20 protein-coding genes and 1 pseudogene are annotated in these 23,807 nt (G+C 72.7%); 11 read left to right on the top strand and 10 right to left on the bottom strand.

Annotation, left to right across the window (positions count from 1 at the left end; translation table 11 throughout):
• Positions 1 to 3: 3 nt before the first annotated feature.
• Complete coding sequence (locus KRR39_RS19705; RefSeq protein ID WP_216939133.1) at positions 4 to 789, bottom strand: ABC transporter permease; 786 nt, start codon at positions 787 to 789, stop codon at positions 4 to 6.
• Positions 786 to 1,694 (bottom strand): ABC transporter ATP-binding protein, encoded by a 909-nt coding sequence (locus KRR39_RS19710; RefSeq protein WP_216939134.1) that lies wholly within the window; start codon positions 1,692 to 1,694, stop codon positions 786 to 788. The genes KRR39_RS19705 and KRR39_RS19710 overlap by 4 nt, the downstream gene beginning before the upstream one ends.
• 129 nt (positions 1,695 to 1,823) lie before the next feature.
• On the opposite strand from KRR39_RS19710, the gene KRR39_RS19715 reads away from it, so the two are divergent.
• The 7 genes from KRR39_RS19715 to KRR39_RS19740 all read left to right on the top strand — a co-directional run bounded on the left by KRR39_RS19715 (position 1,824) and on the right by KRR39_RS19740 (position 9,797).
• On the top strand, positions 1,824 to 2,999 hold the full coding sequence (locus KRR39_RS19715) for a sensor histidine kinase (protein WP_216939135.1): 1,176 nt from the start codon (positions 1,824 to 1,826) through the stop codon (positions 2,997 to 2,999).
• Positions 2,987 to 3,655, top strand: a complete 669-nt coding sequence (locus tag KRR39_RS19720; protein WP_216939136.1) for a response regulator — start codon at positions 2,987 to 2,989, stop codon at positions 3,653 to 3,655. Before KRR39_RS19715 ends, KRR39_RS19720 begins: the two co-directional genes overlap by 13 nt.
• 224 nt (positions 3,656 to 3,879) lie before the next feature.
• Positions 3,880 to 5,076 carry an ABC transporter transmembrane domain-containing protein gene (locus KRR39_RS25185; protein WP_254185283.1) on the top strand — a complete coding sequence of 399 codons (1,197 nt, stop codon included), beginning with the start codon at positions 3,880 to 3,882 and terminating at the stop codon, positions 5,074 to 5,076.
• A complete protein-coding gene (locus KRR39_RS25695) occupies positions 5,073 to 5,672 on the top strand; it encodes an ATP-binding cassette domain-containing protein (protein WP_302053516.1) in 600 nt (199 codons plus the stop codon). The genes KRR39_RS25185 and KRR39_RS25695 overlap by 4 nt, the downstream gene beginning before the upstream one ends.
• The gene (locus KRR39_RS19730; RefSeq protein WP_216939137.1) at positions 5,665 to 7,587 is read left to right on the top strand and encodes an ABC transporter ATP-binding protein; all 1,923 of its coding nucleotides are present in this window, start codon (positions 5,665 to 5,667) and stop codon (positions 7,585 to 7,587) included. Before KRR39_RS25695 ends, KRR39_RS19730 begins: the two co-directional genes overlap by 8 nt.
• Positions 7,588 to 7,630: 43 nt before the next feature.
• On the top strand, positions 7,631 to 8,116 hold the full coding sequence (locus KRR39_RS19735) for a glutathione peroxidase (protein ID WP_216939138.1): 486 nt from the start codon (positions 7,631 to 7,633) through the stop codon (positions 8,114 to 8,116).
• Between the two features lie 121 nt (positions 8,117 to 8,237).
• Positions 8,238 to 9,797 carry a DHA2 family efflux MFS transporter permease subunit gene (locus KRR39_RS19740; RefSeq protein WP_367303687.1) on the top strand — a complete coding sequence of 520 codons (1,560 nt, stop codon included), beginning with the start codon at positions 8,238 to 8,240 and terminating at the stop codon, positions 9,795 to 9,797.
• A 69-nt stretch (positions 9,798 to 9,866) separates the two neighbouring features.
• Here KRR39_RS19740 and KRR39_RS19745 read toward each other — a convergent pair whose 3' ends face one another.
• Positions 9,867 to 11,822 carry a M13 family metallopeptidase gene (locus KRR39_RS19745; protein WP_302053517.1) on the bottom strand — a complete coding sequence of 652 codons (1,956 nt, stop codon included), beginning with the start codon at positions 11,820 to 11,822 and terminating at the stop codon, positions 9,867 to 9,869.
• A 59-nt stretch (positions 11,823 to 11,881) separates the two neighbouring features.
• On the bottom strand, positions 11,882 to 12,850 hold the full coding sequence (locus tag KRR39_RS19750; RefSeq protein WP_216939139.1) for an NADPH:quinone oxidoreductase family protein: 969 nt from the start codon (positions 12,848 to 12,850) through the stop codon (positions 11,882 to 11,884).
• Between the two features lie 224 nt (positions 12,851 to 13,074).
• Here KRR39_RS19750 and KRR39_RS19755 point away from each other — a divergent pair, with 224 nt between their 5' ends.
• On the top strand, positions 13,075 to 13,788 hold the full coding sequence (locus tag KRR39_RS19755; RefSeq protein ID WP_216939140.1) for a GAF and ANTAR domain-containing protein: 714 nt from the start codon (positions 13,075 to 13,077) through the stop codon (positions 13,786 to 13,788).
• A gap of 51 nt (positions 13,789 to 13,839) precedes the next feature.
• On the opposite strand, the gene KRR39_RS19760 is transcribed toward KRR39_RS19755, so the two are convergent.
• Positions 13,840 to 15,096, bottom strand: a complete 1,257-nt coding sequence (locus KRR39_RS19760) for a M15 family metallopeptidase (protein ID WP_216939141.1) — start codon at positions 15,094 to 15,096, stop codon at positions 13,840 to 13,842.
• A 142-nt stretch (positions 15,097 to 15,238) separates the two neighbouring features.
• Here KRR39_RS19760 and KRR39_RS19765 point away from each other — a divergent pair, with 142 nt between their 5' ends.
• Together KRR39_RS19765 and KRR39_RS19770 are read left to right on the top strand one after the other, a co-directional pair.
• Complete coding sequence (locus KRR39_RS19765) at positions 15,239 to 17,020, top strand: molybdopterin-dependent oxidoreductase (RefSeq protein WP_216939142.1); 1,782 nt, start codon at positions 15,239 to 15,241, stop codon at positions 17,018 to 17,020.
• A gap of 113 nt (positions 17,021 to 17,133) precedes the next feature.
• Entirely contained in the window at positions 17,134 to 17,817 is a 684-nt protein-coding gene (locus KRR39_RS19770) for a fasciclin domain-containing protein (RefSeq protein ID WP_254185284.1), read from the top strand.
• 478 nt (positions 17,818 to 18,295) lie between these two features.
• On the opposite strand, the gene KRR39_RS19775 is transcribed toward KRR39_RS19770, so the two are convergent.
• Positions 18,296 to 18,922: a TetR/AcrR family transcriptional regulator gene (locus KRR39_RS19775; protein WP_216939143.1), complete on the bottom strand. Its 627-nt coding sequence runs from the start codon at positions 18,920 to 18,922 to the stop codon at positions 18,296 to 18,298.
• Entirely contained in the window at positions 18,915 to 19,082 is a 168-nt protein-coding gene (locus KRR39_RS19780; RefSeq protein ID WP_216939144.1) for a rubredoxin, read from the bottom strand. Before KRR39_RS19780 ends, KRR39_RS19775 begins: the two co-directional genes overlap by 8 nt.
• A 94-nt stretch (positions 19,083 to 19,176) precedes the next feature.
• Here KRR39_RS19780 and gnd point away from each other — a divergent pair.
• A pseudogene (gene gnd / locus KRR39_RS19785) lies at positions 19,177 to 20,623 on the top strand (NADP-dependent phosphogluconate dehydrogenase).
• Between the two features lie 55 nt (positions 20,624 to 20,678).
• On the opposite strand, the gene KRR39_RS19790 reads toward gnd, so the two are convergent.
• The 3 genes from KRR39_RS19790 to KRR39_RS19800 form a co-directional block, all read right to left on the bottom strand.
• The gene (locus tag KRR39_RS19790) at positions 20,679 to 21,854 is read right to left on the bottom strand and encodes an alkane 1-monooxygenase (RefSeq protein ID WP_254185285.1); all 1,176 of its coding nucleotides are present in this window, start codon (positions 21,852 to 21,854) and stop codon (positions 20,679 to 20,681) included.
• A gap of 63 nt (positions 21,855 to 21,917) precedes the next feature.
• Positions 21,918 to 22,676 carry an ABC transporter permease gene (locus tag KRR39_RS19795; RefSeq protein WP_254185286.1) on the bottom strand — a complete coding sequence of 253 codons (759 nt, stop codon included), beginning with the start codon at positions 22,674 to 22,676 and terminating at the stop codon, positions 21,918 to 21,920.
• The gene (locus KRR39_RS19800) at positions 22,673 to 23,710 is read right to left on the bottom strand and encodes an ATP-binding cassette domain-containing protein (protein WP_216939145.1); all 1,038 of its coding nucleotides are present in this window, start codon (positions 23,708 to 23,710) and stop codon (positions 22,673 to 22,675) included. The genes KRR39_RS19795 and KRR39_RS19800 overlap by 4 nt, the downstream gene beginning before the upstream one ends.
• Positions 23,711 to 23,807 lie beyond the last annotated feature (97 nt).

Here is a 23,807-nt window from a genome sequence, read left to right on the forward strand (position 1 = left end):
CGGCTACTTCACCTCGGCCCGGAGCACCCGGAGCACGCCGAGGGCGAACGGCAGCAGCACCCACAGCGCGGTGCTCGTGGCCAGCTGGCCCCACTGCTCGCCGGTCATGTCCACCCCGCTGTACAGCGGCGGCTGCGAGGTGCCGAGGTCGATCCACGGGGCGACGTCCTTGAGCGCGCTCCACAGGTTCGCCACGATCGAGAACGCGATCGGGACCACGAAGTACACGACGATCGCCGCGGCGGAGTTGAGGAACAGCAGGCCGAAGGCCAGTCCCTGCAGCACGCCGGTGGCCTGCAGCACCCCGAACTTGGCCAGGTCGTCCGGGCCGATGTGCGCCCACGCGTCAGAGGCGCCCCCCACCACGGTCGCCAGGGCGGCCAGCGCCACGGCGAGCACGATCGCGGCCAGCCCGGCGAGCAGCGCGGCGATCACCTTGGCGACCACCACCCGGCCGCGCAGCGGCATCAGCGTGAAGGTGACCAGCGCGGTCCGCTGGTTCCACTCGCTGGTGACCAGCAGGATGCCGAGCACCGGCAGCAGGAACCCCTGCGGCGTGGCGGTCGCGCCCATGAAGTTCAAGAACGTGCGGTCGGACTGCTTCGCGGTGAGGAACACCGTGGTGACGATCAGCAGCGTGATGACGCCGATCGCGATCAGCAGCCACTTGCCGGAGCGGGTGTCGGCGAGCTTGCGCAGCTCGACGAGGACCAGCCGGCCCAGCGGGATGCGCGGCGTGCTCGAGATGTCGAGGGTCGCGGCGGTGGGCTCGAGAGCGGCGGCGGTCATGCGAGGGCCCCTTCCTGGGTGGTGTCGCGCTGGGTGTCGGCGGTCAGCTGGAGGAACAGCTCCTCGAGCCCGGCGCCGTCGGCGGGGCGCAGCTCGACCAGGGTGATGCCGGCGGTCGCCGCCACCTTGCCGATCTGCACGGCCTCGGCGTCACTGCGCAGCCCCTCGCCGGACGGCACCGCGTGGATGCCCTCGCGGGTGAGCGCGTCCAGCAGCGACTCGTGCTCGACGGCCTTCACGTAGGCACCGCGGGTCTGCAGCAGCTCGGCCTTGGTGCCCTGGGCGACGATCCGGCCGCGGCCGATCAGGATCAGCTCGTCGGCGATCCGCTCCACCTCGTGCAGCAGGTGCGAGGAGAGCAGCACGGTGCCGCCCCGCGCGGCGTACTCCTTGAGCAGCCCGCGCATCCAGTGGATGCCGGCCGGGTCCAGGCCGTTCGCGGGCTCGTCGAGGATCAGGATCTGCGGGTCGCCGAGCAGCGCGTGCGCGATGCCCAGCCGCTGCCGCATGCCCAGCGAGTAGTTGCGGACCCGGCGCCGGGCCTCGGTCGGCGAGAGCGAGACCAGCTCGAGCATCTCCTCCACCCGGGTGCGCGGCAGGCCCATGGTCTGCGCCCCGATCGTCAGGATCTCGCGGCCGGTGCGCCCGTCGTGCTGTGCGGAGGCGTCGAGCAGGACCCCGACGTGCAGGCCCGGGTTCGGGAGGTCGGCGTAGCGGTGGCCTCCGATGGTGACGCGCCCGCGGGTGGCCGGCGTGAGGCCGACCATGATGCGCATCGTGGTGGACTTGCCTGCGCCGTTCGGCCCGAGGAAGCCGGTGACCCGGCCGGGCTCCGCGACGAAGGACACGTCGTCGACGGCCAGGTAGCCGCCGTACGTCTTGGTAACCCCGTCAACTGTGATCATGGGTCGAGCCTGTCGGCCGCGCGGGCGCGCTGCATCAGCCCGCGGGATCGCGCACCCCCTACTTAAGTCGGCCGCGCGCGAGACCCCGGTTGCTGCGGCGGCACGGCCCCGGGCTCCTAGGGTGGGACGGTGCAGGAGCCGACGCCCGAGCAGTACAACCCGCCGCTGACCTGGCGCTCGCACGCCTGGCGCACGGCCGGGGCGCTGTCGATCAGCGCGGTGCTCTGGCCGACGACCGCGGCCGTCCAGTGGCAGCAGGCCCGCCCGCTGTTCTGGCTGGACCTCACCCTCGGGCTGCTCACCCTGGTGCTGTCGTTCGGGCGGCGCCGCTGGCCGTTCGCGGTGGCCTCGGTGTCCGCGGTGCTCGGTGCCGTCTCGGTCTCGTCGGCCGGGCCCGGCGTGCTCGCGTCGGTGTCGCTGGCGACCCGGCGGCACGTGCCGCAGATCCTGGCGGTGGGACTGCTGGGCCTGGCCGGCGCGGTCGTCTACCCGATGGTCGGTCCGAGCCCGACCGACGACCCGTGGTGGATCACCTTCGCCTTCGGCCTGGCCTTCACCGTGGCGATGCTGGTCTGGGGGATGTACCTCGGCTCGCGGCGCGAGCTGCTGTGGACGCTCCGGGACCGCGCCGAGCGGGCCGAGGCCGAGCAGGGGCTGCGCGTGGAGCAGGGCCGGTCCACCGAGCGGGCCCGGATCGCCCGGGAGATGCACGACGTGCTGGCGCACCGGATCAGCCTGATCACCCTGCACGCGGGGGCGCTGGCCTACCGCACCGACCTGACCGCCGACGAGATGCGCGGGACCGCCGAGCTGATCCAGACCAAGGCGCACGAGGCGCTGACCGACCTGCGCCAGGTGCTCGGCGTGCTGCGCGGCAACGACCCGGCCGCGCTGCTCGACCGACCGCAGCCGACCTTCGAGGACCTGCGCGCCCTGGTCCGTGAGGCCGAGGACTCCGGCATGCGCATCCAGTACGACGAGCAGGTGCTCGACGCGACCGGGATGCCGGACCCGGTCGGCCGGGCGACGTACCGGATCGTCCAGGAGGGGCTCACCAACGCCCGCAAGCACGCCCCCGGGGTGACCGTGCTGGTCGACGTCGGCGGCTCGCCCGAGGACGGCGTCCGGATCCGGATCCGGAACCCGGCCCGGAGCGCCCACGCCCTCGACCGCACCGCACCGCCCGGGGCCGGGCTGGGGCTGGTCGGCCTCGGCGAGCGCGCCAAGCTCGCCGGCGGGCGGCTGGAGACACGGCGCCGCGGCGGCACCTTCGAGCTGACCGGCTGGCTGCCGTGGCAGCCGTGACCCGCCCGCCGATCCGGGTGCTGGTGGTCGACGACGACGCCCTGGTGCGCTCCGGGCTGACGATGATCCTCGGCGGTGCGCCCGACATGGAGGTGGTCGCCGAGGCGGTCGACGGCCGCGACGGGATCACCGCCGCGCGCCGGCACCGCCCGGACGTGGTGCTGATGGACATCCGGATGCCGCTGATGGACGGGCTGGAGGCCACCGAGCACCTCGGGTCGTGGGAGTCCCCGCCCCGGGTGATCGTGCTGACGACCTTCGACGCGGACGACTACGTCGCGCGGGCGCTGGGCGCGGGGGCGAGCGGCTTCCTGCTCAAGGACACCGCGCCGGCCGCGATCATCGAGGCGATCCGCCGGGTGGCCGACGGCGACCCGATGCTCTCCCCCAGCGTCACCGCGCGGCTGATCGCGCAGCTGCGCTCCGGCGCGCCCGACCGGACCCGGCTGGCCCGCGCCCGGCTGACCCGGCTGACCGAGCGCGAGCACGAGGTCGCCGTCACCATCGGCGAGGGCCTCAGCAACGCCGAGATCGCGGCCCGGCTGCACCTGTCGGTGCCCACCGTGAAGGCGCACGTCGGCCGGCTGTTCGCGAAGCTCGAGGTCGACAACCGGGTGCAGATCGCCATCTGCGTCCACGACGCCGGCCTGTCCTAGCCCCCGCGACCGGCTGCCGGGGTGTGACGTCCCGCTCATCGGCCCCGGGCCCTGGTAATTGTGTCGCCCGGGCACGTCCCGTGCACCTACGCTCGCTGTGCCATGCGCGACTTCCCCCCGTCCGTCAGGACCTACTACGCGCTTCCGGGGAGACCCCCGAAGCGGGCCCGGACCTGCGCTCACCGGGCCGGTTCCTCTGGTCGGTCATCTCGCGCCAGCGCGACGTGGTCGCGACCGCGGCGGTCGTGGGCGTGCTCTGGCAGCTGCCGCTCACCGTCGGACCCTTCCTGGTCGGCCGCGCCATCGACGAGGGCGTGCTGGCGCACTCCGCGTCGGCGACCCTCTACTGGAGCGGGCTGCTGCTGGCCGTCACCGTCGTCGGTGCGGTGTTCGGCATCCTGATGCACACGTTCGTGGTCCGCAGCTGGCTGATCGCGCTCTACGGCACGACGTTGATGGTGACCCGCAAGGCCGCCCAGCTCGGCCACGTGCTGCCGCGACGTACCCCGACGGGCGAGGTGCTCAGCGTCTCCGGCAGCGACGCCGACGAGTTCGGCGGCCTCACCGAGATCACCGCACGGGCCTTCTCCCAGCTGGTCGCCTACCTCGCGGTGGCCGCGATCGTGCTGGCCACCTCCCCGCCGCTCGGGCTGCTGGTGCTGCTGGCCGCCCCGGTGCTGGTCGCGGTGGCGCTGCCGCTGCTGCGCCCGCTGCACCGGCGCCAGGCCGTCGAGCGGCAGCGCACCTCCACGCTGACCTCGCTGGCCACCGACATCGTCGCCGGCCTGCGGGTGCTGCGCGGGATCGGCGGCGAGGACACCTTCGGCCGCAACTACGCGGCCCAGTCGCAGCTGGTGCGGCAGGCCGGCGTCGGCGCCGGGATCTGGCAGGCCGCGATCGAGGCGGTCGGCGTGCTGTTCTCCGGCTGCTTCGTGGTGCTGCTGATGTACACCGGCGCGAAGGCCGTCGAGGCGGGCACCCTGTCGGTCGGCGAGCTGGTCAGCTTCCTGGGCTACGGCCTGTTCATGGTCGGGCCGATCCGCACCTTCTTCGAGTTCGCCCAGAAGCTCACCCGCTCGCTGGTCTCGGCCCGCAAGGCCGTCGCGGTGCTGGAGCAGACGCCGCCCTGGACGGCGCCCGCCACCGCCGCGTCCCTGCCGCGCGACGCGGACCTGGTCGACGAGAGCACCGGGTTCGTGGCCACCCCCGGGCTGCTGACCGTGGTGGTCAGCGCGCTGCCGGAGTCCTCCGCCGAGCTCGCCGACCGGCTCGGCCGCTGGCTGCCGCTCGAGGAGGAGCCGCCGCCGCTGATCGAGGAGACCCCCGCCGCGGTGGCCGGCGGACCCGCGCCGAGCGCAGCGAGCGCCGAGCCCGGATCGCCGCCGCGGACGCCGAGCGCGCCGCGCGCCCCTGGGGCGTGACCTACGGCGGCGTCGACCTGTCCCGCGTCCCGCTCGACGAGGTGCGCCGCACCGTGCTGGTCAGCGACACCGGGTCGCAGCTGTTCGCCGGCTCGCTGCAGGACGCGGTCGACCCGCACGGCGTGCTCACCCGCGAGCAGGCCGAGCAGGCGCTGCGGGTCGCCGGTGCCGAGGACGTGTACGACGCGCTGCCGGGCGGCTGGGCCGGCCAGATCGACGAGCGCGGCCGCGGGCTGTCCGGCGGCCAGCGCCAGCGCGTGGTGCTCGCCCGCGCCCTGGCCGTCGACCCGGAGGTGCTGGTGCTCGTCGAGCCCACCTCGGCGGTCGACGCGCACACCGAGACCCGGATCGCGGAGCGCGTCGCGGCGCACCGGCGGGGCCGCACGACCGTGGTGACCACGGTGTCCCCGCTCTGGCTGCACCACGCCGACCGGGTGGTGCTGCTCGCCGACGGCCGGGTCGCGGCCCAGGGACGTCACGAGGACCTGCTCGCCGACGAGCCGCGCTACCGCGAGGTGGTGCTCCGCGCCTTCGACGAGCCGGCGACCGGCGAGCACCCCGAGGACCTGCTCAGCCCGGAGGACTCCCGTGTCTGACCTCCTCGACGGCTCCGCGGACACCTGGCGCGACCGCGCCCTGGACCCGCCGCTGCTCCCGCCCACGCTGGACCCGACGCCCCCGGACGCCGACCTCCGCGCCCGGGTCGACGGGCTGCGCCGCCGGCACACCGTGCGCCGCGAGCGGGCCGAGCAGGTCTACGCCGACTCCCGCAGCCCCGAGCGGGGCTGGCCGGTCGCCGACGACCGCGCCGTCCTGAGGTTCGCGGCGGACCTGGTCCGCTCCCGCCGCCGCTGGTTCGTGGCGATGGTGCTGCTGAACGCCGCCGCGGCCGTCGCGGCCCTGGCCGTCCCCAAGCTGCTCGGGGTGCTCGTCGACCGGGTCACCGGCACCAGCCCGGCCGAGGGCATCGGCACCCTGGCCGTGGTGATCGTGGCGGTCGTGCTGGCCCAGTCCCTGCTCACGTTCGCCGGGCAGATCACCTCCACGCTCTTCGGCCAGGACCTGCTCGCCTCCGCCCGCGAGTACGTCGTCGGCACGATCCTGCGGCTCCCGCTGAGCCGGGTGGAGGGCGCCAGCACCGGCGACCTGGTCACCCGGGTCACCCGGGACGTCGGCACGATGAGCCGGGCGGTGCAGTTCGGCGTGCCGATGGCCGTGATCACGCTGCTCACGGTCGTGCTGTCGGTCGGCGCGATGCTGCTGAACTCAGTGCTGCTCGCGGCGCCGGCGCTGCTGATCATCAGCACGTCGTGGTTCCAGGTCCGCCGCTACCTGCGCCGTGCCCCGAAGGCCTACATCGCGGAGGGGGCGTCGTACTCCCGGATCAACAGCACCCTGACCGAGACCGTCGAGGGTGCCCGCACCGTCGAGGCGCTCGGCCTCGCGGAGCGCCGGATCCGGGCGACCGAGGACGACGTCGCGCTGTCCGGCCAGGCCGAGCGCTACAGCCTGACGCTGCGCAACCTGCTGTTCACCGTCATCGACGTGGCCTTCAACGCGCCGCGGGTGGTGACCGTGCTGGTCGGCGCCTGGGGCTACTGGAACGGCTGGGCCACGCTCGGCCAGATCACCACCGCGGTGCTCTACGTCGAGGCGCTCTCCGGGCCGCTGGACCGGCTGGTCGGCGAGGTCGACCGGCTCCAGGTCGGCGCCGCCTCGACCGCGCGGCTGCTCGGCATCGCCACCGTGCCGCCGGACCGGGTGCCCGGCACCGCCCTCCCGGCCGGCCCGGACCTGGTCGGCGAGGACCTCCGGTTCGCCTACCGGCCCGGCCACGACGTGCTGCACGGGGTCGACCTGACCCCGCGCGTCGGGGAGCGGCTCGCGGTCGTCGGGCCCAGCGGGTCGGGCAAGTCCACCCTGGGCCGGCTGCTCGCGGGCATCAACGGCCCGCGCACCGGGTCGGTCCGGGTCGGTGGGGTCGACCTGGTGGCACTGCCCCTCGAGACGCTCCGGACCGAGGTCGCCCTGGTCACCCAGGAGCACCACGTGTTCGTGGGCTCGGTGCGCGACAACATCGTGCTGGGCCGCCAGGACGCCGGCGACGCCGCGGTCTGGGACGCCCTCGCGGCGGTCGGCTCCGCGGAGTGGGTGCGCCGCCTGCCGGACGCGCTCGACACGATGGTCGGCTCGGGCAACCTGGCGCTCACCCCGGCCCAGGCCCAGCAGGTAGCGCTGGCCCGGCTGGTCATCTCCGACCCGCACACCCTGGTGCTCGACGAGGCCACCTCGCTGATCGACCCCCGCACCGCACGCACCCTCGAGGGCAGCATGAACAGCCTGCTCGAGGGCCGCACGGTGATCGCCATCGCGCACCGGCTGCACACCGCCCACGACGCCGACCGCATCGCGGTGGTCATCGACGGGCGGATCGTGGAGCTCGGCGCCCACGACGAGCTGGTCGCGCTCGGCGGGGAGTACGCCGACCTGTGGCGGGCCTGGACGAGCTGACGGGCCGACCGGCCGGCGGGTCCCGCCACCTAGGCTGGGGGCCATGAGCCTCCTGGACATCCCGATCGCCCGCCTCGACGGCACCGACGCCACCCTCGGCCAGATCACCGGCGGCGGTCCCGCGCTGCTGGTCAACGTCGCCTCCAAGTGCGGGCTGACCCCGCAGTACACCGCCCTCGAGGAGCTGCAGGCGCAGTACGCCGGCCGCGGCTTCACCGTCGTCGGCGTGCCGTGCAACCAGTTCGGCGGCCAGGAGCCCGGCAGCGCGGAGGAGATCGCCGACTTCTGCTCCGCGACCTACGGCGTGACGTTCCCGATGACCGAGAAGGTCGAGGTGAACGGCGCCGGCCGGCACGCGGTGTACGACGAGCTCGTGCAGGTCGCGGACCAGGCCGGGAAGGCGGGCGACATCGCCTGGAACTTCGAGAAGTTCCTGGTGGACGGCGAAGGCACGGTCGTCGCACGCTTCGCCCCCACCGTCGTACCGGACGACCCGCAGGTCACCGGAGCCATCGAGGCCCTCCTCTGATCGCCGACCCGTCACTCGTGCAGCAACACACCCGGCGTGTCGCTGCACGAGTGACGGGTGGTGGGTGGGTTCACACACCATTAATGTGACCCGGGGTTCCGGAAGTCCCTACCCTGGGGCGGTGACCACCCAGACCCCACCGCAGCCCACGTCCCTGCCACCCGGATCGGCGCCCCACGGCAGCGACAAGCTCGACAAGGACGTCCTCCTCGTGGCCGGCGTCGTCGTGCTCGGCGCGATCATGTCGATCCTCGACATCACCGTCGTCAGCGTCGCCCAGCCCACCTTCCAGCGCGTGTTCGCGGCCTCACCGGCCGCGGTCGCCTGGACGATGACCGGCTATACCCTGGCCCTCGCGTCGGTGATCCCGCTGACCGGGTGGGCGGCCGACCGGTTCGGCACCAAGCGGCTCTACATGCTCGCGGTCGCCCTGTTCGCCGGCGGCTCGCTGCTGTGCGCGACGGCCAACAGCGTCGAGATGCTCACCGCGTTCCGGGTGCTCCAGGGCCTCGGCGGCGGCATGCTGATGCCGCTGGGCATGACGATCATGACCCGCGCCGCGGGCCCGGACCGGATCGGCCGGGTGATGGCCGTCCTCGGGGTGCCGATGCTGCTCGGCCCGATCTTCGGCCCGATCCTCGGCGGCTGGCTGATCGACATCGCCTCATGGCACTGGATCTTCCTGATCAACCTGCCGATCGGCGCGGTCGCGCTGGCCTACGCCGCGCTGGTGCTGCCGGCGGACAACCCGACGCCCTCGGAGAGCTTCGACTTCGTCGGCATGCTGCTGCTCTCCCCCGGCCTGGCGCTGTTCCTGTTCGGGGTCTCCTCGATCCCCGAGGCCCGCACCGTCTGGTCGGCCCGGGTCCTGGTGACCGCGGCGATCGGCCTGGTGCTGGTCGCGGCGTTCGTGCTCCGCTCGCTGTTCCGCTCCCCGGAGCACCCGCTGATGGACCTGCAGCTGTTCCGCAACCGCGCGCTGAGCGTCTCGGTGATCGCGATGTCGCTGTTCGCGATGGCGTTCTTCGGCGCCAGCCTGCTGTTCCCGTCCTACTTCCTCCAGGTGCGCGGCGAGAGCACCCTGCAGGCCGGGCTGCTGCTCGCCCCGCAGGGCATCGGCGCGATGCTCACCATGCCGGTCGCCGGCATCCTCACCGACCGGATCGGCCCCGGCAAGATCGTGATCACCGGGATCACCGTGATCGTGGTCGGGATGGCGATGTTCACCCAGGTCGGCGTGGACACCTCCTACACCTACCTGCTCAGCGCGCTGTTCGTGATGGGCCTGGGCATGGGCGGCACGATGATGCCGATCATGACCTCGGCGCTGCAGACGCTGCGCGACCACGAGATCGCCCGCGGCTCGACGCTGATGAACATCACCCAGCAGATCGCCGCGTCGATCGGCACCGCGCTGTTCTCGGTGCTGCTCACCAACGGCTTCAACTCCAGCGCCGCGGTCGGCCAGCTCCGGTCCGCGCTCGAGTCGCCCGAGGGTCTGCGCGCGCTGCCGGATCCGTCCGTGCTGCCGAAGGCGCTCGCCGACATGGCCGACGCGTTCGGCAACGTGTTCGTGGTGGCGACGGTGCTGGTCGCGCTCTGCCTCGTCCCGGCGGTGATGCTGCCGCGGACCAAGCCGAAGGCGCCCGCGGACGACGCCGCCCCGGTGCTCCTGCATTGACCGGCCCGCTGACCCGTCACTCATGCAGCGAAACACCGGGAGTGTTGCTGCACGAGTGACGGGTGGGCGCTACCAGATGCGGACGCGGTCCGCGGGGTCGAGCCACAGGCCGTCGCCGGGGCGTACGTCGAACGCCTCGACGAACTCGTCGAGGTTGCGCACGATGTTCGCGCGGAACTCGGCCGGGCTGTGCGGGTCGACCGTGAGCAGCTGGAGCAGCTGCTCCTTGCGGCGCTTGGAGCGCCACACGTTCGCGAAGCTGAGGAACACCCGCTGCGCGCCGGTCCAGCCGCCGACCTCGGGGGCCGGCTCGTCGCCGAGGCTGATCAGGTAGGCCTTGAGCGCGATGGTGATGCCGCCCAGGTCGCCGATGTTCTCCCCGACCGTCAGCGAGCCGTTGACGTGCTCGCCGGGCAGCTCGGCCGGCTCGAAGCCGTCGTACTGCTTCACCAGCTTGTCGGCCCGGCCCTGGAACGCCTCCCGGTCGGCGGCGGTCCACCAGTCCGCCATGTTGCCGAGCTCGTCGTACTGCGAGCCCTGGTCGTCGAAGCCGTGGCCGACCTCGTGGCCGATCACCGCGCCGATGCCGCCGTAGTTCTCGGCCGGCTCGGCGTCGGCGTCGAAGAACGGCGCCTGCAGGATGCCGGCCGGGAAGCAGATCTCGTTCATGCCCGGGTTGTAGTAGGCGTTCACGTGCTGCGGCAGCATGAACCACTCGTCGCGGTCGACCGGGGAGCCGATCTTGCGCAGCTCGCGGTCGGTCTCGAACGCGGAGACCGCGCGGACGTTGCCGAGCAGGTCGTCGGCGCCGACCTCGAGCGCGGAGTAGTCGCGGAACGTGTCGGGGTAGCCGATCTTGGGGCGGAACGTCTCGATCTTGCGGTAGGCGCGCTGCTTGGTCTCCTCGGTCATCCAGTCCAGGGAGGCGATGCTGCGCCGGTAGGCCTCGAGCAGGTTGGCGACCAGGCCCTCCATGATCTGCTTGGACTCCGGCGGGAAGTGCCGGGCGACGTACTCCTCGCCGACGGCCTCGCCGATCGCGCTCTCCACGAAGCCGACACCGCGCTTCCAGCGGACCCGCAGCTCGGGGGTGCCGTTCAGCGTGCGGCCGTAGAACTCGAAGTTCTCCTCCACGAACGCGGTCGAGAGGTACGGCGACGCCGCCCGCAGCACGCGCGCCGCGACCCACGCCTTCCAGTCGGCCAAGGGCACCTCCTCGAGCGCCACGGACAGGTGCTCGAGGTAGGACGGCTGCCGGACGATCGTCTCGGCCAGCGTCGACTCGTCGGCGCCGAGCGCGCGCGCCCAGGTGTCCAGCGGCAGCGCCGGCACCAGCGCACGCAGGTCGGCGAGCGGGGTCAGGTTGTAGGCCTTGAGGACGTCCCGGGTCTCGGCCCGCTCCCAGTGGCCCTGGGCAAGCCGGGTCTCGACGTCCATCACCTGCTGCGCGGCGCCGGCCGGGTCGGCCCAGCCGCCGAGCGCGAAGATCTTCTCCACGTGCGCGACGTAGGCCGCGCGGATGTCGGCGAACTTGTCCTCGCGGTAGTAGGACTCGTCGGGCAGGCCGGTGCCGCTCTGCACGATGTTGAGCAGGTAGCGGGTGGCGTCCCGGTCGTCGGTGTTGACGTAGGCGCCGAAGAAGCCGCTGCCGCCGCGGCGCTCGAGGCCGCCGACGAACTCGACGAGGGCGGCCAGGTCGGGCAGCGCCGCGACCCGCTCCAGGTCGGCGCGGACCGGCTCGGCCCCGAGCGCCTCGATCCGCTCCTCGTCCATGAAGCTGGTGAACAGGTCACCGATCTTCTGGGCGTTCGAGCCGTGCTCGTGCTCGCCCTCGGCCAGCTGCTCGATGATCGCCTTGACCCGGTCCTCGGACTGCTCGGCGAGCACCGCGAAGGCACCCCAGGCGGAGCGGTCGGAGGGGATCTCGGTGGTCTCGAGCCAACGGCCGTTGACGTGCCGGAAGAGGTCGTCCTGGGGACGGGTGTCGGGGTCCATGCCCGCGCGGGCGTCATCGAGAATCGTCACGCGCGCCAGGCTACAACCGCCCGCCGCGCGGAGGCGGCCGGACGCGACGGCGCCTCGGCTCAGCGCAGGGTGAGCACCGTCTTGCCGAGCACCGTCCGGTTCTCCAGGTCGGCGAGCGCGCGGGCGACCTCCTCGACCGGGTACGTCGTGCCCACCGGCGGGTCGACGACGCCGGACTCCATCATCGGCAGCAGGGCGTCCCACTGCCGGCGCATGAACCCGGGCCGGGACATCGCGTAGGCGCCCCAGCCGACGCCGCGGACGTCGGTGTTGTTCAGCAGCAGCCGGTTGACCTTGACCTGCGGGATCGTGCCGCCCGTGAAGCCGACTACCAGCAGCCGGCCGAGCTGCCCCAGCGAGCGCAGCGAGTCGGTCATCAGGTCCCCGCCGACCACGTCGACCAGCACGTCGACGCCTCGGCCGTCGGTGAGCTCCTTGACCGCCGCCAGGAAGCCGTCCACCAGCACCGCCTCGTCGGCGCCGAGCGCCCGGACGAAGTCGGCCTTCTCCTGGGTGGAGACCACGGCGACGGTGCGGGCGCCGTACCCCTTGGCGACCTGGAGGCACGCGGTGCCGACACCGCCGGCCGCCCCGTTGACCAGCACCGTCTCGCCCGGCTGCAGCTGCGCGCGGGTCTCGAGGGCGAACTGCGCGGTCAGGTAGTTCATCGGCAGCGCGGCGGCCTTCTCGAAGGTCACCCCGTCCGGCAGCGGGAAGAGCGCGTCCGCGGAGGTCGAGACGAGGTCGGCCCCGCCGCCGTAGGGCAGGCAGCCGGCCACCCGGTCGCCCACCGCGAGCCCGGAGCCCTCGTCGCTCTCGCGCACCACCCCCGCGAAGTCGACGCCGAGCTGGAAGGGCACCTCGGGCTTGAGCTGGTACTCGCCGCGGCTGAGCAGCAGGTCGGGCCAGCTCGTGCCGAGCGCGTGCACCTCGACCAGCACCTCGCCGGACGCACGGGTCGGGGCGGGGGCCTCGACGACCCGGACACCGGCGGGACCGTCGAGCGAGACGACCTGGACCGAACGCATGAGCTCTCCTTGCGACGTACGACGGGGGCGGGTCCGAGTATGCCCACCCGATTCTCGCGCAGGGGAGCGGGACGGGACCGGCAGGTAGGCTCGGCCGAGGCGGATCCCCTTTTCGCCCCGGCGCTCGCCCCGGGAACTCCACGGTCCCGCGCAGCGGCGCGTGTCAGAATGGCGGCGTCTTGAGAGCGACAGGACGCAGCACACGGGGTGGAGGGCCACCAGACATGAGCGACGAGCTAGTTCCGTACCCCGCCGACGAGGCGACCGCCGGGATCTTCCGCTCCCTGGCGCAGATCGTCTACGCCAGCGACAGCTTCGAAGAGGTGTACGACGCCGTGGTCGGCGCCGCACCCCGGCTGGTCAACGGCTGCGACCACGCCAGCCTGATGCTGCGCGGCAGCGACACCTTCCTCACCGTCGCCTCGAGCGGCGAGGTGGCCCGCACCATCGACGGCTACGAGCGCGAGCTGGGCGAGGGCCCCTGCCTGGACGCGATCGTCGACAACTCCGTCTACCACGACGCCGACCTGACCGACGGCTCCCCGTGGCCGCGGCTCACCGAGCGGGTGCTCGCCACCACGCCGGTGCGCAGCATGGCCGGGTTCCGGCTGCTGGTCGGCGACCAGAAGTCCGGGGCCCTGAACCTCTTCTCCGAGACCCCCGGCGGCCTCGACAACGACTCGGTCGACCAGGGCATCGTGCTCGCGTCGTTCGTGACCGTGGCCCTGCTCGCCGCCCACGAGCGCAAGACGGCGGAGACGCTGCGCGCCGGGCTGACCAGCAACCGCGAGATCGGCAAGGCCATCGGGCTGATGATGGCGTTCCACAAGATCAGCGACGAGGCGGCCTTCGCGATGCTGCGCAGCGCCTCGCAGGACATGAACATCAAGCTCGCCGAGGTCGCCAAGCAGGTCGTCGACCACCACAACAAGGTCTGACCCGCCTCCCCGCGCCGGGTCGTCCGGTTGCGGGTGCGGCCAGGCGCACGCTCAACCGGACGACCCGGCGCGGACGACCTGGGACATCTCGAAGTGCATCGGGTCGGTGTAGGACCAGTCGCCGCCCCAGGCGAAGCCCCACTTCTTGAAGATCGCGACGACCTGCCGGTCCATCTCCCCGACGGTCCCGCGCTGGTTGCCGGGCACGTTCAGGTCGACGGCGATGCCCCAGGAGTGCAGCGACAGCCCCTTGCCGGGGTCGTTGGCGATGAACCGCGGGTAGTAGCAGCCGGCGTACTCCCCGGGGTGCACCCGGTCGGCGAGCCCGTCGGCGACCACCTCGGTCAGCGCGGCCCGCAGCTGCGGCAGCATCCCCTTGTTGCAGGTGACGCTGCCCAGGATCGGGACCTGCTCGGTGCGGATGAACGAGCGCACCCAGGCCTGGTCGGGGGTCACCGTCCCGTCGGCGTGCGGGGTGTAGGTGAAGGTGCCCACCGCGTCGCTGACCGAGCTGCCCGAGAGCACGGCGGTCTGCCGGACGTCCACGTTGAACTCCAGGGCCAGCGTCTGCATGGTGATCCCGGGGCCGACCGCCTTCTCGAGCCGGTCCATCACCGCGGACGGGGTCAGCTTCCCCGTGGACACGAGGAGCGCGTTGTCGCGGGGCAGGCCGAGCTGCTCGCCGCGCTTGTAGTTCACGACCGCGGAGATCTGCTTGACCAGCGGGGCGTAGGCGCCGATGTGCACCTCCGGTGAGTCGGCCGCCGTGCCGAGGTGGAGGTAGCCCTCGGGCTGCTCGAGCCGGCGGGGCAGGGCCGGGTCGACCGCGACCTCGCCACCCGCGACCCGGGACCAGACGTCGTCGGCGCTCGCGGACTGCAGCGTGGTGAAGCGCCGGAACGCGCCGGGGTCCACGGCGGCGACCGAGAGCGTGCGGCCGTTGAGCGACAGGGACGCCAGGGACAGCGGCATCGCGGCCTCGACGCCGCGGACGCGGCGGACGGCCGCGCGCACCGAGGCGGGGATCGTGCGGCTGCTGGTGACCAGCACGTCGGCGGGCAGCAGCGGCGGGCGCAGCTTGCCGGGGTCCGCCACGGCGTAGGCGTCCGAGCCCGCGCCGCCGGCGCCACCGGTCGCGCTGCCGTCGGCCGGGTCGCTCGCCTCGGAGGCTCCGCCGCTCGGGCCGGAACCGGTGGCGCTCGCCCCCGTGCGACGGATCGTGTCGGTGCCGCCGCAGGCGCCCAGCACCAGCACCAGGACGGCGCACAGCACCGCCCCCGCACACCTCCGCACGCGCTCGTGCCGCATCGCTCCCCTCCCGTGACCCATGTCTCCCCCGGGACCGTCCCCCCAGTTTCACCCGTGCCGTCAAGACGGTCCCGGGAACCCGGGAACCGGCCGGCGGCCCCCGTGCACCCATCCGGCGGGGCCGCCGTACCGAACCACGGGCATGTCTGACACCTCGCACGGCCCGGAGCGCCGACGTGGCGCGTCCCGCCACCGCTGGATCCTGGGCGGTGCGGCCGGCCTGCTCGCCGGGGCCGCGGCCGTAGCCGTCTCGGAGGCGCTCGCCGCGCTGCTGACCGGCGTCACCTCGCCGCTGCTGGCGGTGGGCAACCGGGCCGTCGACGCGACCCCGCGCCCGCTCAAGGAGTTCGCGATCCGGACCTTCGGGGAGAACGACAAGCCGGTCCTGATCGGCGGCGTCATCGTCACGGTGGCGCTGCTCGCGGTCGTGGCCGGCGCGGTCGGCGTCCGCCGGCCCCGGGTCGCCCTGGGGGCGTTCCTGGTGCTGAGCGTCGTGGCCCTGGTGGCCGCTCTGACCGACCGGTCGGCCACGGCCTCCCCGCTCCTGTGCCTGCTGCCGGCCCTCGCCCTGATGGCGGTCGGCGCCGTGGCACTCCTCCTGCTGCTGCGGGCCCTGCGCGCACCGGCGCGTACGGCGGTGACCTCGCGGCCCTCGGGGCCCACAGGCACCGCCGTCGCCGAGCACGCACCCACGGGTCGCGCCGGGTCCGCAGCGCCGTCCTCCCCGTCCGCCCCCGACACCGTCTCCTCGCCCGGCCCGGTCCACCAGGTCGAGACCGTCGAGGACGGCAAGCCCCGGATCCTGGTGCGCGACCTGCTGCCCGCGCACGTCGAGGGCGACGACCTGCCCACGGCGTTCGACCGCCGGAAGTTCCTCGCGGCCGCGGCCGCCGTCGGTGCCGTGGCCGTCGCCGGTGGCGCGGTGCGGCAGACGTTCGGTGGCTCCGCGGCCGCCGGCGAGCGCGCCGACATCACGCTCCCGAAGCCCGGCGCCCCGACCCCGGCGCTCGCGTCGGGCACCAGCCTCGACGTCCCCGGCATCACGCCGTACCTCACGCCCAACAAGGACTTCTACCGCGTCGACACCGCGCTCAGCGTGCCCGACGTGCCGATCGACGGCTACACGCTGCGGATCCACGGCATGGTCGACAAGGAGATCGAGCTGACCTACGAGGACCTGCTGGCCCGCCGGATGATCGAGAAGCGGATCACCCTGACCTGCGTCTCGAACCCCGTCGGCGGCAAGTACGCCGGCAACGCGACCTGGCTCGGCGTCCCGATCCGCGACCTCCTCGAGGAGGCCGGGGTCCAGGACGGGGCGGACGCCGTCAAGTCCACCAGCGCCGACAACATGACCATCGGTACGCCGCTCGGCGCGTTGAACGACCCGGAGCGCGACGCGATCCTCGCGGTCGCCATGAACGGCGAGCCGCTGCCGCTGGCCCACGGGTTCCCGGTGCGGATGGTCGTGCCCGGTCTCTACGGCTACGTCTCGGCGACCAAGTGGGTCGTGGACATCGAGGTGACCCGGTTCGCGGACTTCAAGGCCTACTGGTCCACCCGTGGCTACTCGGTGAAGGCGCCGATCAAGACGGCGGCGCGGATCGACGTACCCAAGTCCTTCGCGCAGGTGAGGACCGGCGACAAGGTCCCGGTCGCCGGCGTGGCCTGGTCCCAGGACCGCGGCATCAGATCAGTCGAGGTGCGCGTCGACGGGGGTGCGTGGGAACAGGCCACGCTCGCCGACCAGGACAACATCGACACCTGGCGCCAGTGGGTGTGGATGTGGGAGCCGCAGGCCGGCACCCACCAGCTCGAGGTCCGCGCCACCGACGACACCGGCTACACGCAGACCGACAAGCGCGTCCCGATCGCGCCCAACGGCTCCACCGGCTGGCACAGCGTGAACGTCACCGCCGGCTGACCCGGAAGTTTCTCCCCCTTTTCTGCAGCACCGACCCATCCGGTCCCCCGGGGGTCGCGAACCACCCACAGAGCAAGGCACCCAAGCCGAAGTTCCGACGAAAGGCACATCTCATGCGCACCATCAAGAGGATCGCAGCCGCAACGGCGGTCGTGTCCGCGCTCACCATGACGGCAGCCTGTGGCAGCGACAGCTCCACGGACTCCAGCGCGAGCGACACCGCCAGCAGCGCCGCCCCGTCCGCCCCGGAGAGCAGCGCCTCCGCTCCCGAGAGCAGCGCGGCCGCCGACCCGGCCGCCGACCTCGTCGGCCCCGGCTGCGCGGACTACGCCAAGCAGGTCCCGGACGGCAGCGGCTCCGTCGCCGGCATGGCCGCCGACCCGGTGGCCGTCGCCGCCGGCAACAACCCGATCCTGAAGACCCTCACCGCCACGGTGTCCGGCAAGTTCAACCCCAAGGTGAACCTGGTCGACACCCTCAACGGTGGCGAGTTCACGGTCTTCGCCCCGGTCGACTCGGCCTTCGCGAAGCTCCCCAAGGCCACCCTGAAGCTCCTGGCCACCCCGAAGGGCGCCAAGACGCTGTCGACGGTCCTGACCTACCACGTGGTGCCGAACCAGATGCTCCCCACCGAGATCGAGGGCCAGACCCTCAAGACCGTCCAGGGCGGCACGGTCAAGGTGACCGGCTCCGGCGACAACCTGAAGGTCAACGGCGCCAACGTGATCTGTGGCGGCGTGCACACCGCGAACGCCACCGTGTACCTCATCGACTCGGTGCTGATGCCGAAGATGTGACCCCGTGCTGGTGGTCGAGCCCGGTGACACCCACCACCTGTCCCGGGCCCGACCACCCCACAAGCTTGGCTCGGGAGGCCGCTCCTTCCCGCGCCGAGATTGGGTGGATCAACGCAGTGGCCTCGACCTCCGGGTCGGGGCCACTGTCCTGTCTCCGGCCCGTCTCCGGCCCGTCTCCGGCCCGTCTCCGGCCCTGCTCCGGGCCACAGAACGGGGCGGACCGGGTGGACGCCCCGGCATCATCCGCGGACCGGGTGGGTACGACGTCCCCATGAGCGAGCCAACGAACGAGCAGACCGGCCAGGACGACGCCACCAGCGAGACGCCGGAGGTGGGCCTGATCGCGGACGAGCAGCTCCCCGAGGACCTCCAGCCGGCGAAGAACCCGCTGGCCGCCGACCCCGACGACGAGTCCGACGACAGCGGCTCCGAGGAGCCCCAGGTCGACGGCCTGCCCGACATGGGACAGCCGGGGGGCCTAGCTCCGGGCCTCGGTGCCCGGCCGGGTGCCGAGCACCCGGGCCACGATCCAGGCGAGGTCGTCGGCGGTGCGCGCCGGCCCGCCGCCCGGCTGCATCACGTGGCTGAGCACCAGCCGGACGATCGCGTCGACGGACGCGTCCACCTCGGCCGGCGACAGCCCCAGGTCGGGGAACCGGGTCAGCCGGGCGAGGATCACGTCCCGGGCCGCGGCGATCACCGGGGCGGCGTCGGTGGTGAGGAACGGCAGCAGCGCCGTGTCGGCTCCCGGTGCGCCCGCCGAGACGCCGTGCGCCGAGGCGAGCATCCGGTTGAGCAGCGGGTTCGCCTGCGCCAGCATGAGGGTCTGCTCGGCGGCGGCCCGGATCGCCTCGACCAGGTCGTCGTGCGTGTCCAGCTCGTGCGCGACGACGGCGAGGAACCGTTCGAGCTCACGGAGCACCATCGCCTGCCCGAGCGCCGGCTTGGCGCCGTACTCGTTGTAGACGGTCTGCCGGCTCACCCCGGCGATCGCGGCGACCTTCGCCATCGTCACCGCCGCCCAGCCGTCCTCGACGGTGATCCGCGCGGTGGCGTCGAGCACCCGCTCGGGGACCGGCCGCGCGGCCGGGGACGGCTCAGCCATGCACGGCCTCGAAGTCGGCCCTGTCGCGCACGCCGCAGTCGGGGCACGGCCAGTCCTCGGGCACCTCGGACCAGGACGTGCCCGGGGCGAACCCCTCGCGCGCGGCGCCGGCCTGCTCGTCGTACACGTAGCCGCATCCGGGACAGGCGTACCGGCTCATCGTCGCTCCTCACTCGTGGCTGGCTGGACGTGCCGCCGAACCTACCGGGCGACGCACCTGGCCGCCCTTGGGTCGCGGTGGAAGGCTGGCTGGCATGACGTCGACGCCTGAAGCCACCGCCACCATCGGTCTGACCGGGCTCGCGGTGATGGGCCGCAACCTGGCCCGTAACATCGCCCGGCACGGCCACACCATCGCGGTGCACAACCGGACCACCTCCCGGATGACCAGCCTGGTCGAGCAGTTCGGCGACGAAGGCACCTTCGTCGGCAGCGAGTCGCTCGAGGACTTCGTCGCCTCGATCCAGCGACCGCGGGCGATCATCGTGATGGTCAAGGCGGGCGAGGGCACCGACGCGGTGATCGACGACCTGGTGCCGCTGCTCGACGAGGGCGACATCGTCGTGGACGCGGGCAACGCGCACTTCCAGGACACCCGGCGCCGCGAGCAGGCGCTGTCCGCGAAGGGCCTGCACTTCGTCGGCATGGGCGTCTCCGGCGGCGAGGAGGGCGCGCTCGAGGGGCCCTCGATCATGGTCGGCGGCTCCGACGACGCCTACGCCCGGCTCGGGCCGGTCCTGGAGTCGATCGCGGCCCAGGTCGACGGCACGCCGTGCTGCGCGCACGTCGGGCCGGACGGCGCCGGGCACTTCGTGAAGATGGTGCACAACGGCATCGAGTACGCCGACATGCAGCTGATCGCCGAGGCCTACGACGTGCTGCGCCACCTGGTCGGCCAGGAGCCGGCCGAGATCGCCGAGGTGTTCCGGGAGTGGAACCGCGGCGACCTGGACTCCTTCCTGATCCAGATCAGCGCCGAGGTGCTCGCGCACGTCGACGCCGCGACCGGCAAGCCCTTCGTGGACGTGGTCGCCGACGCCGCCGAGCAGAAGGGCACCGGGCGCTGGACCGTGCAGAGCGCCCTCGACCTGGGCGTGCCGATCACCGGCATCGCCGAGGCCACCTTCGCGCGCAGCATCTCCGGGCACCTCGCCCAGCGCCGCGCCGCCCAGGCGGTGTTCGAGGCCCCCGACGCGGTCCGCGACCTCGACGACCCGCAGGGCTTCGTCGACGACGTGCGCACCGCCCTGCTGGCGGCCAAGATCGTCGCCTACGCCCAGGGGGTTCGACCAGATCACCGCCGGCAGCAACGAGTACGGGTGGGGCATCGACCCCGGCGAGATGGCCACGATCTGGCGCGGCGGCTGCATCATCCGCGCGAAGTTCCTGGACCGCATCGCCGACGCCTACCAGGCCGAACCCGACCTGACCACGCTGCTCACCCAGGAGTACTTCGCCACCGCCGTCAAGGACGGGGCCGACGCCTGGCGCCGGGTGGTCACCGCGGCCACTGGTGCGGGGGTGCCGGTCCCGGCCTTCGCGACGTCGCTGTCGTACTTCGACGCGCTGCGCCGGGACCGGCTGCCGGCCGCCCTGATCCAGGGGCTCCGCGACTTCTTCGGGGCGCACACCTACCAGCGCATCGACCGCGAGGGCACCTTCCACACCCTGTGGGCCGAGGAGGGCCGCCCCGAGGTCTGATCCCCCCGAGTTGTCAGGCGGTGGATCGGTCAGGGCCGACTCACCGCCTGACAACTCAGCGGGGGGCGTACGTCGACCACTTGCTCGGGTCCACGTTGGCCCGCGACATGTCGCCTCCGAAGTGCGCGCGCACCCGCGGGTCCATCACCCGGCGCCACAGCGGCGGGACCAGCGCGAGCAGGATCATCCCGGCGTACCCGGTCGGCAGCGCCGGGGACTCCTCGAAGTCGCGCAGCGTCTGGTAGCGCCGGGTCGGGTTCGCGTGGTGGTCGCTGTGCCGCTGCAGGTGGTAGAGCAGCACGTTGGTGGCGACGTTGTTGCTGTTCCACGAGTGGCTGGGCAGCACCCGCTCGTAGCGGCCGGTGCCGTCCGGGCCGGTGCGCTGCCGGCGCATCCCGTAGTGCTCGAGGTAGTTCACCACCTCCAGCAGGCCGATCCCGACGACCGCCTGGACGACCAGGAAGGGCAGCACCCGCCACCCGAGTGCGGCGACCAGGGCGCCCCAGAGCACGAGGGACATCAACCAGGAGTTGACCACGTCGTTGCGGATCGACCAGTGGCTCTGCTGGCGGCGCCGGAAGCGCGGCTTCTCCAGGTTCCACGCGCTGCGCAGCGAGCCGAGGACCGTGCGCGGCAGGAAGGCGTAGAGCGACTCGCCAACCCGGGAGCTGGCCGGGTCCTCCGGGGTGGCGACCCGGACGTGGTGGCCGCGGTTGTGCTCGATGTAGAAGTGCCCGTAGAAGCTCTGCGCCAGCGCGATCTTGGCCAGCCAGCGCTCGTGCTTCTCCTTCTTGTGACCGAGCTCGTGGGCGGTGTTGATCCCGATGCCGGCGATCATCCCGGTGGTCAGGGCCAGGCCGACCTCGTCCACCAGCGGCAGCCCGCCGCGGGCGACCAGCCAGCAGGACCACCCCAGCGCGACGTACTGGACCGGCAGGTAGAGGTAGGTGATCCACCGGTAGTAGCGGTCCTCCTCGAGCGCCTCGATCACGTCGTCGGGCGGGTTGCTGCGGTCCAGCCCGGCCAGCAGGTCCACCACCGGCACGACGCCGAAGACCACGATCGGCCCGATCCACCACCAGACCCCCCAGCCGGTCAGTGCGTGCAGCCCCGAGGCGACGAACGCCAGGGACGGCACCACCAGGCCGAGCAGCCACAGGTAGCGCTTCGAGTCGGTCCACTCCTGCGTGGACTGCTGCGAGACGGTCGAGCCGGTGTCCAGTGCGGTCACGGGGTACCTCCAGGTCGGTTTACAAAACCATAGGGAATGTAAACCGACCTGGCAAGGGCCTGCCTAGCTGTTCTCCTTGCGGAAGGTCGCGGTGCCCCACCACAGCGCCAGCCCGAACAGCAGCAGCGACCACCCGGTGCCCCAGAACATCCCCGAGGAGGTGAGGTCGCCGGCGAACGCGCTGCGCACCGCGTCCACGACGTGCCGGATCGGCATGAAGTCGCTGGCCCGCAGCAGCCAGGCCGGCCCGATCGTCATCGGAAGCAGGATCCCGGACAGCAGCAGCACCGGCATCATCACCACGTTGATCACCGGCGCCATCACGTCCTCGCTCTTGGTGGTCAGCGCCAGCGCGTTGGAGGCGGCCGCGCACGCACCGCCGATCAGCAGGGTGAGCAGCACCCCGACGACCAGCCCGGTGACCGAGGCGTCCATGCCCAGCGCGTAGCCGAGGCCGATCAGGATGAACGCCTGCACGAGCAGCTGCAGCAGGTCGCGGTAGAGCCGGCCGACCAGCAGCGCGGTGCGGTTGGCCGGGGTGACCCGCTCGGCCTCGATCACGCCCTCGCGCCACTCGCCGATCAGCGAGAAGCCGGCGAAGAACGCCCCGAAGATGCCGAGCTGGACGAGCATGCCGGGCACGAAGAACGTGTAGGCGTTGGTCGCCCCGAACTGCTCCACCAGCGGCTTGAGCAGCGGGCCGAACAGCAGCAGGTAGAGCACCGGCTGGAAGGCGCCGATCAGCACCCACGCGGGGTTGCGGAGGTTCATCCGCAGCTGGCGGCGGAACACGATGTGGCTCTCGCGGAGGAACGTGGTCACTGCAGGGCTCCCTCGGGTACGTCGGACGGGGCGGTCGGCTCGCCGGGGGCGTCGGCCGGCCGCGTGGACTCCGCGTCCCGCAGCGAGCGGCCGGTCAGCGAGAGGAACACGTCGTCGAGCGTGGGGCGGTGCACCTCGATGGAGTCCAGGTCGATCCCGGACCGGTCCAGGTCGCGCAGCAGCCCCTGCACGGACCGGCCGGCGCGGGGCACCCGGCCGCGCACGTGGCGGCCGTCGACCTCCACCTCGCCGCGGGAGTCCCCGAGGGAGGCGAGCTTGCGCGCGGCCTCCGCGACCTGGTCGGCGTCGACCAGCTCGAGGTGCACCAGGTCGCCGGCGACCTGGGTCTTGAGGTTGTCGGAGGTGTCCGCCGCGACGATCCGGCCCTGGTCGATGATCAGGATCCGGTCGGACAGCGCGTCGGCCTCGTCGAGGTAGTGGGTGGTGAGGAAGACGGTCGCGCCGCGCCGGGAGCGGAGGTCGCGGATGTGCTCCCAGAGGTTCGCCCGGGCCTGCGGGTCCAGCCCGGTCGTCGGCTCGTCGAGGAAGACCAGCCGCGGCTCGTGGATCAGGCCCATCACGATGTCGAGGCGACGCTTCTGGCCTCCGGACATGTTCTTGGGCATCCGGGTCCACAGCCCGTCGAGGTCCATCTGCTCGAACAGCTGCCGTCCGCGCGCCTCGCAGACCTGCTTGGACAGGCCGTAGAGCATGCCGTGGTCGACGACCTCGTCGCCGGCCCGCGCCCCGCTGAACGCGCCACCGGCCTGCGAGACGTAGCCGATGCTGCGACGTACCTGGACGGACTCGCGGACGACGTCGTACCCGGCCACCGACGCGGTGCCCGCGGTCGGCGTCAGCAGCGTCGTCAGCATCCGCAGCGTGGTGGTCTTGCCGGCGCCGTTCGGGCCGAGGAAGCCGACGACCTCGCCCTCCTCGACGTCGAGGTCGACGCCGTCGACGGCGCGCACCTCGGTCTTCTGCCGGCCCTGCTTGGTGTGGAAGGTCTGCACCAGACCTCGCGCATGGATCACGTTGCTCCCCATTCCCGGACCAAGGGGTCCGCTCCGCAGTACAGACCGCACCACCGACAGGAACTCATCGCCGACCCGGCTCGAGGTCGGTCAGGGC

This window comes from Nocardioides panacis, assembly GCF_019039255.1.
Taxonomy (GTDB): Bacteria; Actinomycetota; Actinomycetes; order Propionibacteriales; family Nocardioidaceae; genus Nocardioides_B; species Nocardioides_B panacis.

Excerpts from the sequence above, each read along its gene's own strand:
- KRR39_RS19760 (WP_216939141.1), bottom strand. The coding sequence starts at position 15,096 with ATGCGGCACGAGCGCGTGCGGAGGTGTGCGGGGGCGGTGCTGTGCGCC.
- KRR39_RS19710 (WP_216939134.1), bottom strand. The coding sequence starts at position 1,694 with ATGATCACAGTTGACGGGGTTACCAAGACGTACGGCGGCTACCTGGCC.
- KRR39_RS19705 (WP_216939133.1), bottom strand. The coding sequence starts at position 789 with ATGACCGCCGCCGCTCTCGAGCCCACCGCCGCGACCCTCGACATCTCG.
- KRR39_RS19770 (WP_254185284.1), top strand. The coding sequence starts at position 17,134 with ATGCGCACCATCAAGAGGATCGCAGCCGCAACGGCGGTCGTGTCCGCG.
- KRR39_RS19775 (WP_216939143.1), bottom strand. The coding sequence starts at position 18,922 with ATGGCTGAGCCGTCCCCGGCCGCGCGGCCGGTCCCCGAGCGGGTGCTC.
- KRR39_RS19755 (WP_216939140.1), top strand. The coding sequence starts at position 13,075 with ATGAGCGACGAGCTAGTTCCGTACCCCGCCGACGAGGCGACCGCCGGG.
- KRR39_RS19750 (WP_216939139.1), bottom strand. The coding sequence starts at position 12,850 with ATGCGTTCGGTCCAGGTCGTCTCGCTCGACGGTCCCGCCGGTGTCCGG.
- KRR39_RS19735 (WP_216939138.1), top strand. The coding sequence starts at position 7,631 with ATGAGCCTCCTGGACATCCCGATCGCCCGCCTCGACGGCACCGACGCC.
- KRR39_RS19765 (WP_216939142.1), top strand. The coding sequence starts at position 15,239 with ATGTCTGACACCTCGCACGGCCCGGAGCGCCGACGTGGCGCGTCCCGC.
- KRR39_RS19780 (WP_216939144.1), bottom strand. The coding sequence starts at position 19,082 with ATGAGCCGGTACGCCTGTCCCGGATGCGGCTACGTGTACGACGAGCAG.